At 54.7% G+C, this 13,692-nt stretch carries 12 protein-coding genes; 8 read left to right on the plus strand and 4 right to left on the minus strand.

Annotated features, from left to right (window positions below; all coding sequences use genetic code 11):
* Positions 1–33 precede the first annotated feature (33 nt).
* The 3 genes from BFV63_RS21905 to ompL all read left to right on the plus strand — a co-directional run bounded on the left by BFV63_RS21905 (position 34) and on the right by ompL (position 3,645).
* On the plus strand, positions 34–1,416 hold the full coding sequence (locus tag BFV63_RS21905; protein ID WP_048241621.1) for an MFS transporter: 1,383 nt from the start codon (positions 34–36) through the stop codon (positions 1,414–1,416).
* Positions 1,417–1,459: 43 nt separating this feature from the next.
* Positions 1,460–2,884, plus strand: coding sequence for an MFS transporter (locus BFV63_RS21910; protein WP_023315060.1), 1,425 nt, complete (start codon positions 1,460–1,462; stop codon positions 2,882–2,884).
* A 74-nt stretch (positions 2,885–2,958) separates the two neighbouring features.
* Positions 2,959–3,645: a porin OmpL gene (gene ompL, locus BFV63_RS21915; protein ID WP_003861929.1), complete on the plus strand. Its 687-nt coding sequence runs from the start codon at positions 2,959–2,961 to the stop codon at positions 3,643–3,645.
* A 79-nt stretch (positions 3,646–3,724) separates the two neighbouring features.
* Here the strand turns inward: ompL and typA are convergent, their stop codons facing one another.
* Complete coding sequence (gene typA / locus BFV63_RS21920; RefSeq protein WP_003861927.1) at positions 3,725–5,548, minus strand: ribosome-dependent GTPase TypA; 1,824 nt, start codon at positions 5,546–5,548, stop codon at positions 3,725–3,727.
* A 377-nt stretch (positions 5,549–5,925) separates the two neighbouring features.
* Between typA and glnA the strand changes: the two genes are divergently transcribed.
* The 4 genes from glnA to BFV63_RS23165 all read left to right on the plus strand — a co-directional run bounded on the left by glnA (position 5,926) and on the right by BFV63_RS23165 (position 10,196).
* A complete protein-coding gene (glnA, locus tag BFV63_RS21925; protein ID WP_003861925.1) occupies positions 5,926–7,335 on the plus strand; it encodes a glutamate--ammonia ligase in 1,410 nt (469 codons plus the stop codon).
* A gap of 167 nt (positions 7,336–7,502) precedes the next feature.
* Positions 7,503–8,552, plus strand: a complete 1,050-nt coding sequence (gene glnL / locus BFV63_RS21930; protein ID WP_003861923.1) for a nitrogen regulation protein NR(II) — start codon at positions 7,503–7,505, stop codon at positions 8,550–8,552.
* A gap of 11 nt (positions 8,553–8,563) precedes the next feature.
* The gene (glnG, locus tag BFV63_RS21935) at positions 8,564–9,976 is read left to right on the plus strand and encodes a nitrogen regulation protein NR(I) (RefSeq protein WP_003861919.1); all 1,413 of its coding nucleotides are present in this window, start codon (positions 8,564–8,566) and stop codon (positions 9,974–9,976) included.
* 109 nt (positions 9,977–10,085) lie between these two features.
* Entirely contained in the window at positions 10,086–10,196 is a 111-nt protein-coding gene (locus tag BFV63_RS23165; protein WP_017382667.1) for a YshB family small membrane protein, read from the plus strand.
* A 51-nt stretch (positions 10,197–10,247) separates the two neighbouring features.
* Here BFV63_RS23165 and hemN read toward each other — a convergent pair whose 3' ends face one another.
* Together hemN and yihI are read right to left on the minus strand one after the other, a co-directional pair.
* On the minus strand, positions 10,248–11,621 hold the full coding sequence (gene hemN, locus BFV63_RS21945) for an oxygen-independent coproporphyrinogen III oxidase (RefSeq protein WP_069597593.1): 1,374 nt from the start codon (positions 11,619–11,621) through the stop codon (positions 10,248–10,250).
* Between the two features lie 188 nt (positions 11,622–11,809).
* Entirely contained in the window at positions 11,810–12,325 is a 516-nt protein-coding gene (gene yihI, locus BFV63_RS21950; RefSeq protein ID WP_014885763.1) for a Der GTPase-activating protein YihI, read from the minus strand.
* 579 nt (positions 12,326–12,904) lie between these two features.
* On the opposite strand from yihI, the gene yihA reads away from it, so the two are divergent.
* Positions 12,905–13,534: a ribosome biogenesis GTP-binding protein YihA/YsxC gene (gene yihA / locus BFV63_RS21955; protein ID WP_069597594.1), complete on the plus strand. Its 630-nt coding sequence runs from the start codon at positions 12,905–12,907 to the stop codon at positions 13,532–13,534.
* Positions 13,535–13,632: 98 nt separating this feature from the next.
* Here yihA and spfP read toward each other — a convergent pair whose 3' ends face one another.
* Positions 13,633–13,680: a small protein SpfP gene (spfP, locus tag BFV63_RS23645; RefSeq protein WP_071892919.1), complete on the minus strand. Its 48-nt coding sequence runs from the start codon at positions 13,678–13,680 to the stop codon at positions 13,633–13,635.
* Positions 13,681–13,692 lie beyond the last annotated feature (12 nt).

Here is a 13,692-nt window from a genome sequence, read left to right on the forward strand (position 1 = left end):
GCGGGAAAACCTGCGGGCAGACGGAGAACAATAATGAGTCAACATACTTCTGATCCGGCAACCCTGCGCCTGCCGTTTAAAGAAAAACTCGCCTACGGGATGGGCGATCTCGGCTCTAACATCCTGCTTGATATCGGCACGCTGTATCTGCTGAAGTTCTACACCGACGTGCTGGGGCTGCCGGGCACCTACGGCGGGATTATCTTCCTGATTGCGAAGTTTTTTACCGCCTTCACCGATATGGGCACCGGGATCATGCTCGATTCCCGGCGCAAGATCGGCCCGAAAGGGAAATTCCGCCCGTTCGTGCTGTATGCAGCCTTCCCGGTAACGTTGCTGGCGATTGCCAACTTCGTCGGCACACCGTTTGAAATCACCGGTAAAACGGTGATGGCGACGGTGCTGTTCATGCTGTACGGCCTGTTCTTCAGCATGATGAACTGCTCTTACGGCGCGATGGTGCCCGCCATCACCAAAAACCCGGACGAGCGCGCCTCGCTGGCGGCCTGGCGTCAGGGCGGCGCCACGCTCGGCCTGCTGCTCTGTACGGTGGGCTTTGTCCCGGTGATGAACCTGATTGAGGGTAACGACGAGCTTGGCTACATCTTTGCCGCCACCCTCTTCTCGCTGTTCGGGCTGTTCTTTATGTGGTGGTGCTATAAGGGCGTTACCGAGCGTTACGTCGAGACGCAGCCTGCTAACCCGGCGCAGAAACCGGGGCTGTTGCAGTCGTTTCGCGCCATCGCCGGGAACCGTCCGCTGTTTATCCTGTGCATCGCTAACCTGTGCACGCTGGGCGCCTTTAACGTTAAGCTCGCCATTCAGGTCTACTACACGCAGTACGTGCTGAACGACCCGATCCTGCTGTCGTATATGGGCTTCTTCAGCATGGGCTGTATTTTTATCGGCGTCTTTATGATGCCCGGCGCGGTGCGGCGCTTCGGCAAGAAAAAGGTCTACATCAGCGGGCTGATGATTTGGGTGGCGGGCGATCTGCTTAACTACTTCTTCGGCGGCGGCTCGGTGAGCTTTGTGGCGTTCTCCTGCCTGGCGTTCTTCGGTTCCGCGTTCGTGAACAGCCTGAACTGGGCGCTGGTGTCCGATACCGTGGAATACGGCGAGTGGCGCACCGGCGTGCGCTCCGAGGGAACGGTCTACACCGGCTTTACCTTCTTCAGGAAGGTCTCGCAGGCGCTGGCGGGCTTCTTCCCGGGGATCATGCTCACCCAGATCGGCTATGTGCCGAACGTGGTGCAGTCCGCCGGGACGGTTGAAGGGCTGCGGCAGCTGATATTTATCTACCCGAGCCTGCTGGCGGTCATCACCATCGTGGCGATGGGCTGCTTCTACAACCTCAACGAGAAGATGTATGTGCGCATAGTGGAAGAGATCGAACTGCGCAAACGTACGGCATAAATGACGTGATTGAGCGCCCTGCGGGGCGCTTTGAGGATCGACCATGACACATAATACTGATCCGTTAACCCTGAAATTGAGCCTGCGAGAGAAGTGCGCCTACGGGATGGGTGATTTTGGCTCGAACCTGATGCTGTGTATTGGCACGCTGTATCTGCTTAAGTTTTACACGGACGAGCTGGGCATGCCCGCGTTCTACGGCGGCATCATTTTTCTGGTCGCCAAGTTCTTTACCGCGTTCACCGACATGCTGACCGGGGTGCTGCTGGATTCCCGGCGTAACATTGGCCCGAGGGGGAAGTTCAGGCCATTCATACTTTACGCCTCCGTTCCGGTGGCGCTGGTCGCGACGGCGCAGTTTATGGCCAACGACTTTAGCCTGACGGTGAAAACGGCCCTCGCCACCGTGCTCTTCATGATGTTTGGCCTCTGCTACAGCCTGATGAACTGCGCCTACGGTGCAATGGTTCCGGCCATCACCAAAAACCCGAACGAGCGCGCGCAGCTTGCGGCGTGGCGTCAAGGCGGCGCAACGGTAGGACTGTTGCTCTGCACCGTCGGCTTTATGCCGATTCAGGCGCTGTTCATCAGCCAGCCCTCACTCGGCTATCTGGTGGCCGCGCTGGTGTTCGTCACCGGGGGGCTGTTCTGCATGTGGTGGTGCTACAGCGGGGTGAAAGAACGCTACGTCGAGCTTACGCCCGATCACCATAAGCCCGGCATTCTGAAATCATTCTGCGCGATTTTCCGCAATCCGCCGCTGCTGGTGCTGTGCATCGCCAACCTCTGTACCCTCGCCGCGTTTAACATCAAGCTGGCGATTCAGGTCTATTACACCCAGTACGTGCTGAACGATCTGCATCTCCTGTCGTGGATGGGCTTTTTCAGCATGGGCTGCATTCTGATTGGCGTGTTTCTGGTGCCCGGCGCGGTGAAGCGCTTTGGCAAGAAGCCGGTCTATCTGGGCGGGCTGACGCTGTGGGCGGTGGGCGACGTGCTGAATTTTTTCTGGGGGACCAGCTCCCTGCTGTTCGTGCTGTTTTCCTGCATGGCCTTCTTCGGCACGGCGTTTGTTAATAGCCTGAACTGGGCGCTGGTGCCGGATACCGTTGATTACGGCGAGTGGAAAACCGGCATTCGCGCCGAAGGGTCGGTGTATACCGGCTATACCTTCTCGCGCAAAATCTCCGCCGCGCTCGCCGGTTTCCTGCCCGGCATCATGCTGACCCAGATTGGCTACGTTCCTCACGCCGTGCAGAGCGCGGGCACGCTGCTTGGGTTGCGTCAGCTTATTTTCCTCTGGCCGTGCGGCCTGGCAATCGTCGCCGCCGTGACCATGGGGCTATTTTATAAACTCAACGAAGCGCGCTTCGCCTTTATTATCGAGGAGATTGGAAAACGGAAGAAACAGACAGCAAATACCCCTGAGATAACCACCAACAATAAAGCGTCAGCAGTCACTTTATAACAATAAATCCGGCCACTATGTCCTTCCTGTTTATCAGGAGGGAGGCCTTTCTGTACCTGATACATGGACAAATTATGAAAAGAATCATCACCGTACTGATCGTGTCGTCTGTGTCCTGCCCGGTATTTGCCGGGGCCTACGTCGAAACGCGCGAAGCCTACAACACCGCCTCAGAGCTGCACGAAGTGATCCTGCGTGCGGGCTATAACTTCGATATGGGCGCGGGGCTGATGTTCACCAACGCTTATAACGTGGGGAAATGGGACGAACTGAAACACAGCTATAACGAAATCGAGGGGTGGTATCCGCTCTTCAAACCGACCGACAAACTGACCTTCCAGCCCGGCGGCTTAATTAATGACAGCAGCGCAGGATCAGGTGGCGCGGTTTATTTAGATACCAATTACAAATTTACGGACTGGTTTAATCTGACGTTCCGCTATCGCTATAACCATAACAATTACGATACGCCGGACTATAACGGGCAGATGGATAAGAACGACACGCATGAATTCGCCAACTACTGGAATTTCAAAGTGACGGATGCGTTTTTCTACACCTTTGAGCCGCACTTTTTCCAGCGGGTGAATGATTACCACAGCAAAAATGGCAAAGATCATCACTGGGAAATTACTAACAAGTTCAGCTATAAAATCGACAGAAACTGGCTGCCGTATCTTGAGCTACAGTGGCTGGACCGATGGAATGATTACAACCGGGAGCAGTACCGGATCCGTTTAGGGTTACGGTATTCGTTCTAATAAAAAAGCCGCTGATCGCTCAGCGGCTTTTTCGTTGCCGGGTGGCGCATGCGCTTACCCGGCCTACGGCATAACCGAATTAGTCTTCTTTCGCACCGCGCATTGCACGTTTACGATCGTTCTCAGTCAGGTGACGTTTACGGATACGAATTGACTGAGGCGTCACTTCGACCAGTTCGTCATCATCGATGAATTCCAGCGCCTGCTCCAGGGTCATCTTGATCGGTGGAACCAGAACCGTTGCTTCGTCAGTACCGGACGCACGCATGTTGGTCAGTTTCTTACCGGTCAGACAGTTTACCGTCAGGTCGTTAGAACGGCTGTGAATACCGATGATCTGGCCTTCGTAAACTTCAGCACCGTGACCCAGGAACAGCTTACCGCGATCCTGCAAACCGAACAGCGCAAACGCAACCGCTTTACCCTGACCGTTGGAGATCAGCACGCCGTTGTTACGCTGGCCCACTTCGCCCGGACGAACGTCGTCGTAGTGGCTGAAGGTGGAGTACAGCAGACCGGTACCGGAAGTCATGGTCATGAACTCAGAACGGAAGCCGATCAGGCCACGGCTTGGGATCACGTAGTCGAGACGTACGCGGCCTTTGCCATCTGGATTCATGTTTTTCAGGTCGCCTTTACGCTCACCCAGTGCCTGCATCACAGAACCCTGGTGCTGCTCTTCAACGTCCAGCGTTACGTTTTCGAACGGCTCTTGTTTACGGCCATCGATTTCGCGGAAGATAACTTTCGGACGGGAAACCGCCATCTCGAAACCTTCACGACGCATGTTCTCAATCAGAACAGACAGGTGCAGCTCACCACGACCCGAAACGCGGAATGCATCAGCGTCTTCGGTTTCTTCAACGCGCAGCGCAACGTTGTGCACCAGCTCTTTGTTCAGGCGGTCAAGGATCTGACGAGAGGTAACGAACTTACCTTCTTTACCACAGAACGGAGAAGTGTTGACGTTGAAGAACATGGATACGGTTGGTTCATCAACGGACAGGGCTGGCAGCGCTTCGACGTTCTGCGGATCGCAGATGGTGTCGGAGATGTTCAGTTCACCCAGACCGGTGATGGCGATGATGTCGCCCGCTTCAGCGATGTCGCTCTCGATACGCTCAAGACCCAGGTGAGTCAGCACTTTACCGACTTTACCGTTACGGGTTTTCCCTTCGCTATCGATGATAGTGACCTGCTGGTTAGGCTTCACTTTACCGCGCTTGATACGACCAATGCCGATTACGCCAACATAGTTGTTGTAGTCGAGCTGAGAGATCTGCATTTGCAGGGTGCCTTCCAGGTCAACGTTTGGCGCAGGAACGCGGTCAACAATCGTCTGGTACAGCGGAGTCATGTCTTCCGCCATGTCTTCGTGATCCAGACCGGCGATACCGTTCAGCGCAGACGCATAAACGATAGGGAAGTCCAGCTGTTCGTCGGTCGCGTCGAGGTTAACGAACAGGTCGAAGACCTGGTCAACAACCCAGTCAGGACGCGCGCCAGGACGGTCAACCTTGTTGATCACAACGATAGGTTTCAGGCCGTGGGCAAATGCTTTTTTGGTCACGAAGCGCGTTTGCGGCATAGGGCCATCAAATGCGTCAACCACCAGCAGCACGGAATCCACCATGGACATCACGCGCTCAACTTCACCACCGAAGTCGGCGTGCCCTGGGGTATCAACGATGTTGATACGGTAGTCATTCCATTTGATAGCGGTGTTTTTGGCGAGGATGGTAATCCCACGCTCTTTCTCCAAATCGTTGGAGTCCATCACACGCTCTTGAGTTTCGGCACGAGCATCAAACGTACCGGACTGCTGTAGCAGCTTATCAACCAGGGTAGTTTTACCATGGTCGACGTGCGCGATGATGGCGATATTACGCAATTTTTCGATCACAACTTTGCCTCAGGCATTTAGAAATAGCGCGTTATTGTACACGGATTAATCGCACTACAAAACAGGATCACAAACATCCCCCGCAAACAAGTATTGCAGAGATGCTTTGTGATCGCTTTCACGGAGCGGTAAAAGGGCACTTTAACGTAAATTGCACCAATATGGTGCTCGATGTTCACACAGAAGCACTATAATGGTGCAACAAATCCAATGTGGTGCAGCCCTTCTGCACTATGGTGCGCATGATAACGCCTTTTTGGGGTGTTTTAAAAGTTGGCACAGATTTCGCTTTACAGAAATACAGTAAAAATATGGCAGCCCAGCCGATTTGAAGACCTCGTTACCACGACGACAATGACCAATCTGGAGAGTTAAGTATGTCCGCTGAACACGTTTTGACGATGCTGAACGAACATGAAGTGAAGTTTGTTGATCTGCGCTTCACCGATACCAAAGGTAAAGAACAGCACGTCACGATCCCTGCTCATCAGGTGAACGCCGAATTCTTTGAAGAAGGCAAAATGTTTGACGGCTCCTCCATTGGCGGCTGGAAAGGCATTAACGAATCCGACATGGTTCTGATGCCAGATGCAACCACTGCGCTCATTGACCCGTTCTACGAAGAACCTACGCTGATCATCCGCTGCGATATTCTGGAACCTGGCACGCTGCAAGGCTATGACCGTGACCCACGCTCCATCGCAAAACGCGCTGAAGAGTACCTGCGCTCTACCGGCATCGCAGACACCGTTCTGTTCGGGCCAGAGCCAGAGTTCTTCCTGTTCGACGACATCCGTTTTGGTGCTTCCATTTCTGGCTCCCACGTCGCTATCGATGATATCGAAGGCGCATGGAACTCTTCCACCAAGTACGAAGGTGGTAACAAAGGTCACCGTCCGGGCGTGAAAGGCGGTTACTTCCCGGTTCCTCCGGTCGATTCTTCACAGGACATCCGTTCTACCATGTGTCTGATCATGGAAGAGATGGGCCTGGTTGTTGAAGCTCACCACCACGAAGTGGCAACGGCTGGCCAGAACGAGATCGCTACCCGCTTCAACACCATGACCAAAAAAGCGGATGAGATTCAGATCTACAAATACGTTGTACACAACGTTGCGCACCGTTTCGGTAAAACCGCGACCTTCATGCCAAAACCAATGTTTGGCGACAACGGTTCCGGCATGCACTGCCACATGTCCCTGTCCAAGAACGGCACCAACCTGTTCTCTGGTGACAAGTATGCGGGTCTGTCTGAGCAGGCGCTGCACTACATCGGCGGTGTTATCAAACACGCTAAAGCGATCAACGCCCTGGCGAACCCGACCACGAACTCCTACAAGCGTCTGGTTCCAGGCTACGAAGCACCCGTGATGCTGGCGTACTCTGCCCGTAACCGTTCTGCTTCTATCCGTATCCCGGTGGTTGCGTCTCCGAAAGCGCGTCGTATCGAAGTGCGCTTCCCGGACCCGGCGGCTAACCCATACCTGTGCTTCGCAGCACTGCTGATGGCCGGTCTGGACGGTATCAAGAACAAGATCCACCCGGGCGAAGCCATGGACAAAAACCTGTACGACCTGCCGCCAGAAGAAGCGAAAGAGATCCCACAGGTTGCCGGCTCTCTGGAAGAAGCCCTGCAAGCGCTGGACGCAGACCGCGAGTTCCTGACCGCTGGCGGCGTGTTCACCGATGAAGCTATCGACGCTTACATCGCGCTGCGTACCGAAGAAAACGACCGCGTTCGCATGACGCCGCACCCGGTTGAGTTTGAACTGTACTACAGCGTTTAATTGTTTTGTTTTACCCGGCGCATACGCGTCGGGAGTAGTTGCCGTGGAAACTTTAGCCCATCTTCGGATGGGCTTTTTTCTCCACCAACAACCTGATCTCACGCGCTTTTTACCTCTAAAACGCTATACTGCACTAAAATAGTGCAACGACTCCAGGAGACTGCTGAATGGCAACTGGCACGCTGCCCGATGCTGGGCAGATCCTCAATTCTTTGATTAACAGTATTTTGCTGGTCGACGACGAGCTGGCGGTGCATTACGCCAACCCGGCGGCGCAACAGCTGCTCGCCCAAAGCGCCCGAAAACTGTTTGGCACGCCGCTGCCGGAACTGCTGAGCTATTTCTCGCTGAATATTGGTCTGATGCAGGAGAGTTTGCAGGCGGGTCAGGGCTTCACCGATAACGAAGTGACGCTGGTGATTGACGGACGCTCGCATATTTTGTCCCTCACCGCACAGCGCCTGCCAGATGGCATGATTCTGCTGGAAATGGCGCCGATGGATAACCAACGTCGTCTCAGCCAGGAGCAGCTTCAGCATGCGCAGCAGATTGCGGCGCGCGACCTGGTGCGCGGGCTGGCCCATGAGATCAAAAACCCGCTGGGCGGCTTACGCGGTGCGGCACAGCTTTTGACCAAAGCGCTGCCTGACCCTGCCCTGGCGGAGTATACCAACGTCATTATCGAGCAGGCGGACCGTCTGCGTAATCTGGTCGATCGCCTGCTCGGGCCACAGCAGCCGGGGATGCATGTTTCAGAAAGCATTCACAAGGTCGCGGAGCGGGTGGTGAAACTCGTCTCTATGGAGCTGCCGGATAACGTCACGCTGGTGCGTGATTACGACCCAAGCCTGCCGGAGCTGGCGCACGATCCGGACCAGATTGAACAGGTGCTGTTGAACATTGTGCGTAACGCGTTGCAGGCGCTGGGCCCGGAGGGTGGCGAAATTATTCTGCGTACCCGCACCGCGTTCCAGCTGACGCTGCACGGCGTGCGTTATCGTCTGGCGGCACGTATTGATGTGGAAGATAACGGGCCGGGGATCCCACCGCATCTCCAGGACACTCTGTTCTACCCGATGGTCAGCGGTCGCGAAGGCGGCACCGGGCTGGGGTTATCCATAGCCCGAAATTTGATTGACCAACACTCCGGCAAAATTGAATTTACCAGTTGGCCGGGACATACCGAGTTTTCGGTTTTCCTGCCGATTAAAAAATAAAGGTGACGTTTATGCAACGAGGGATAGTCTGGGTAGTCGATGACGATAGCTCCATCCGTTGGGTGCTTGAACGCGCACTCACGGGAGCGGGATTAAGCTGCACGACGTTTGAGAGCGGCAGCGAGGTGCTCGACGCACTCACCACCAAAACGCCGGACGTTCTGCTCTCGGATATTCGCATGCCGGGCATGGACGGACTGGCGCTCTTAAAGCAGATCAAACAGCGCCACCCCATGCTTCCGGTCATCATAATGACCGCCCACTCCGACCTGGATGCCGCCGTTAGCGCCTACCAGCAGGGGGCGTTTGATTATCTGCCAAAACCGTTTGATATCGACGAAGCCGTTGCCCTGGTCGAACGCGCCATCAGCCACTATCAGGAGCAACAGCAGCCCCGCCACGCGCCGGATTTCGGGCCTACGACGGACATCATCGGTGAAGCGCCGGCCATGCAGGACGTGTTTCGCATCATCGGGCGTCTGTCGCGCTCGTCTATCAGCGTCTTGATTAACGGTGAATCAGGGACCGGTAAAGAGCTGGTTGCGCACGCCCTGCATCGCCACAGCCCGCGGGCGAAAGCGCCTTTCATCGCCCTGAACATGGCGGCGATCCCCAAAGATTTGATTGAATCTGAGCTATTCGGCCACGAAAAAGGGGCGTTTACCGGGGCAAATACCATTCGTCAGGGACGCTTTGAACAGGCTGACGGCGGAACGCTATTCCTGGATGAAATCGGCGATATGCCGCTGGATGTTCAGACCCGATTGCTGCGCGTGCTGGCAGATGGCCAGTTTTACCGCGTGGGCGGGTATGCGCCGGTGAAGGTGGACGTGCGTATTATTGCCGCGACGCACCAGAACCTGGAGCTGCGCGTGCAGGAGGGGAAATTCCGTGAAGATTTATTCCATCGTCTGAACGTGATCCGTGTCCACCTGCCGCCGCTGCGCGAGCGTCGGGAAGATATCCCGCGTCTGGCGCGCCATTTCCTGCAAGTGGCGGCCCGCGAGCTGGGCGTGGAAGCCAAGCAGCTTCATCCGGAAACGGATGCCGCCCTCACCCGTCTGGCGTGGCCTGGCAACGTGCGTCAGCTGGAAAACACCTGTCGCTGGCTGACCGTGATGGCCGCCGGACAGGAAGTGTTGATTCAGGATCTCCCCGCCGAGCTGTTTGAAGCCACCGTGCCCGAAAGCACCGCCGGACATGCGCTGCCGGACAGCTGGGCGACGCTGCTGGCGCAGTGGGCAGATCGCGCGCTGCGTTCCGGTCATCAAAATCTGCTCTCCGAAGCGCAGCCTGAGATGGAGCGCACGCTGTTAACTACCGCGCTTCGTCATACCCAGGGCCACAAACAGGAAGCGGCTCGCCTGTTGGGATGGGGTCGAAACACCCTGACGCGCAAGCTGAAAGAGCTGGGAATGGAGTGATCTTACTCCGCTGTGTAAAGGTTACTAATTGAGCGCAAAGTGCCGTTATTTTGCGCTTTACTGTTCCGATGAGTTTTGTATGATCGTGCCCGGAAACAGGGGGAGCATCATGCTGGAATCATTAGTGACTTTGCTTTCGAGCGGAGCAGCAGAAAGCCACACGCCTCAAACTGCCGTTGCGGCGGTGCTGTGTGCGGCGCTGGTTGGGCTGTTTAGCTAACGAGCTGTTGATGAAAAGCCGGGTGGCGCTTCGCTTACCCGGCTTTTCAACTTAAATCACCCGCGAGAACTGCTGTAAACGCGCCTTCTGACGTAGATAGGCATCGAAGCACATGCAGATATTACGAATCAACAGACGTCCTTTCGGCGTGACGACCACCGCGCTTTCCGACACATCCACCAGCCCGTCCTTCGCCAGCGGCGCAAAGAGTTTCAGGTCTTCGGCAAAGTAATCGCTGAATTGCAGATCCCATTGCGACTCCACCTCGCGGAATTCGAGACGGAAGTTGCAGATAAGCGCCTTAATCACATCACGACGGATGCAGTCGTCACGCGTTAACGCAATGCCGCGCCACAATGCGTTACCCGTTTCATCAACCTGCTGGTAGTACAGCTTCAGCTCTTTCTGGTTCTGAGCGTAGCAGTCGCCAATCATGCTAATGGCGGAGACGCCCATTCCGAGCAGATCGGTATCGCCCTGGGTGGTGTAACCCTGGAAGTTACGGTGGAGAACACCTTCGCGCTGGGCAATTGCCAGTTCGTCGTCAGGGCGGGCAAAGTGATCCATCCCGATAAACTGATAGCCGGTTTCGGTCAGCGAGGCGATGGTCTCCTGCAAAATGTCCAGCTTCTGCTGGGCGGAAGGCAGATCCGCATCTTTGATTTTGCGCTGAGCGGCGAACAGCGTCGGCAGGTGCGCGTAATTAAAGACGCTCAGACGGTCCGGGTTAAGCTCAGCCACGCGTTTAAGCGTGTAGGCGAAGCTCTCCGGCGTCTGCTTCGGCAGGCCGTAAATCAGGTCTATATTCGTTGAGGTAAAGCCGATTTCACGCGCATGGTTGAGTAAGGCAAAGATAAACGCTTCGTCCTGCTCGCGGTTTACCAGGCGCTGTACTTCTTTATTGAAGTCCTGTACGCCCATACTCAGGCGGTTGAAGCCTTCAGCGCGTAAATGATCCAGCACATCCAGCTCGATTTCACGTGGATCGACCTCGATCGAAATTTCGGCGTCGTCGTTAAAACTGAAATTGTCGCGCAGCAGCGCCATCAGGCGGCTGATCTGCGCTTTATTCAGATAGGTTGGCGTACCACCGCCCCAGTGAAGCTGGCTAACGTGACGCCCTTTAAACAGCGGTGCGCGGTGCAGAATTTCCTGTTCGAGCGCATCGAGGTATTGATCGGCTTTGTGCTGCTGGCGGGTAACGATTTTATTGCAGCCGCAGAAGTAGCAGAGCTTATGGCAGAATGGAATATGGACGTAGAGCGACAGCGGGCGCTCGGGATAGCGCACCACAGCATGCTGAAAATCCGCCTCGCCGAAAGCGTCAGAAAACTCCAGCGCGGTGGGGTATGAGGTATAACGCGGCCCGGAATAGTTATATTTCTGGATCAGGGCCAAATCCCAGTCGATAGATGGTACAGACATGCTCACTCCTTCCGTTGGTGTCGCGTTCGTATACGGCGGCCCGTTCTGGTCCCGTTGCGGGCCATCATTCGGGTGCGCAGCCACTTCTGTCGCCGCGACAACCGCCGTAGTTTAACGAATAACCACACCAGATAACATATAACCGGAAGGGTTATAAGCAGGACGAGTGTACCTGCCGGGTGCAAATGTTAGTTTCCACCCTTCAGAAGACGCATCATATCTTCCTGCTTTTCGTCTTCTTCTTCATCGTCTTCGTCATCGTAAGACAGACCCAGCTTCTGCATCAGCTCGTCGATGCGATCCAGTTTGGCATCCACCCATGACTGCTCTTCGGCGGTCAAGGTTTCACCCTCTTCAAGACGTTCCAGCAGCGCGTCCAGGCGCTCATCGTTCTCCAGCAAATCCAGCTCAGCCTGCGGTGAAAGCATAGGTTTCTCGCTCTTTGGTTTATGCTGCTTAGTGACCGGGGTGTCTGTCACGCCCAGTGGAATGGGAGTTTTACTGCCGATACGAGGATCTTTCTGCTGTTTGCCTTTTGCAGAAGCGCCTGCGGCACCGCCACCGTTAGCACGGCTACCCGCAGCATGGCCACGATGTTTTTTATCGCGTTTGCGATCGCGCGCTTCCTGATTCAGTTCTTCGCGCGTTTTGCGGCGTGCTTTTGCAGGGCGTTTCGCGCCCGCAGCGGAGGTCGGTTTTTTCATGATGTTTTATCTTTAAGTCGTTTTCTTCAGTATAGAATTGCGGCGAAATCTAGCAGAAAGCAAGCAAAGAAAAAAGGCGACAGAGCAATCTGTCGCCTTTTTTCCTGACTCACAACCCTTAACGGGTCAGACATTCCCTGTTTGCCTGCAACAAACCCTGTTTATCCCTTGGCTACTACCGTCCGTGATACGGTTCCGTTTCCTGTTAAAAACGCCTCCAGGCGCCGGTCGTCCTGACAATCCTGAGTCTTCGCCTCCTGGCGCTCCTGACCCTTATCCTTAAGTCGTTATCCTGTTGGCATCCTCGCCGTAGCACACACTTTACCTTGTTCCTTTAAACTAACAAGCAACGAAAAGGTACAAAACCGGATTTTCAGATAATTACTCATTAATAACTCTTTGAATTTTAATATCTTGAGTTTTTTAGACCCTGCGATTTCTCTTAAATTTCTCATACGCTTAAGGGCAAATCTCTTACATTTCGCAGGGCTTTCACTTACATGTCAATGACGAAGGGAAAAGCCTTTTGCCCGCATTCAGGTATAATCCCCGCAGATTACGATTTTTGGAGACGACCACGTGACTACCTGGAACTACCAACAGACGCATTTTGTCACCAGTGCGCCCGATATTCGCCACCTGCCCTCAGACACAGGGATTGAAGTGGCATTTGCTGGCCGCTCCAATGCGGGAAAATCCAGTGCCCTGAATACGCTGACCAATCAGAAAAACCTGGCGCGTACCTCAAAAACACCTGGCCGTACACAACTGATTAACCTGTTTGAAGTGGCTGAAGGCAAACGCCTGGTCGATTTACCGGGCTACGGTTACGCGCAGGTACCGGAAGAGATGAAGATCAAATGGCAGCGTGCGCTGGGTGAATACCTGGAAAAACGCATGTGTCTGAAAGGCCTGGTGGTGCTGATGGATATTCGTCATCCGCTGAAAGATCTCGACCAGCAGATGGTTGACTGGGCGGTGGCAAGCGATATTGCGGTGCTGGTACTGCTGACAAAAGCGGATAAGCTGGCGAGCGGCGCGCGCAAGGCACAGGTGAATAAGGTTCGTGAAGCGGTGCTGGCATTCAACGGTGATGTACAGGTTGAACCGTTCTCCTCGCTGAAAAAGCAGGGCGTGGATAAACTGCGTCAGAAGCTCGACAGCTGGTTTAACGATCTGGAACCGGCGACAGAAGCGGAAGCAGAGTAATAACAGGCGCGGCGATGACCGCGCTTTTTTTCGCCTGAAACTTTCTTTGCCGCAATAAAAAACGCCCCAGACATTACTGACTGGGGCGGCTAAAATATTCAGCCAAATCCGATTACGTGAAGTAAAAGGTCTGAAAGATAGAACATCTTACCTCTGTA

The sequence above is a fragment of the Enterobacter hormaechei subsp. xiangfangensis genome (assembly GCF_001729785.1).
Classification (GTDB): domain Bacteria; phylum Pseudomonadota; class Gammaproteobacteria; order Enterobacterales; family Enterobacteriaceae; genus Enterobacter; species Enterobacter hormaechei_C.

What these genes read in the sequence shown, in the direction of transcription:
- ompL (WP_003861929.1), top strand. Translation starts at nt 2,959, where the DNA reads ATGAAAAGAATCATCACCGTACTGATCGTGTCGTCTGTGTCCTGCCCG.
- BFV63_RS23165 (WP_017382667.1), top strand. Translation starts at nt 10,086, where the DNA reads ATGCTGGAATCATTAGTGACTTTGCTTTCGAGCGGAGCAGCAGAAAGC.
- glnA (WP_003861925.1), top strand. Translation starts at nt 5,926, where the DNA reads ATGTCCGCTGAACACGTTTTGACGATGCTGAACGAACATGAAGTGAAG.
- BFV63_RS21905 (WP_048241621.1), top strand. Translation starts at nt 34, where the DNA reads ATGAGTCAACATACTTCTGATCCGGCAACCCTGCGCCTGCCGTTTAAA.
- yihI (WP_014885763.1), bottom strand. Translation starts at nt 12,325, where the DNA reads ATGAAAAAACCGACCTCCGCTGCGGGCGCGAAACGCCCTGCAAAAGCA.
- hemN (WP_069597593.1), bottom strand. Translation starts at nt 11,621, where the DNA reads ATGTCTGTACCATCTATCGACTGGGATTTGGCCCTGATCCAGAAATAT.
- glnL (WP_003861923.1), top strand. Translation starts at nt 7,503, where the DNA reads ATGGCAACTGGCACGCTGCCCGATGCTGGGCAGATCCTCAATTCTTTG.
- BFV63_RS21910 (WP_023315060.1), top strand. Translation starts at nt 1,460, where the DNA reads ATGACACATAATACTGATCCGTTAACCCTGAAATTGAGCCTGCGAGAG.
- glnG (WP_003861919.1), top strand. Translation starts at nt 8,564, where the DNA reads ATGCAACGAGGGATAGTCTGGGTAGTCGATGACGATAGCTCCATCCGT.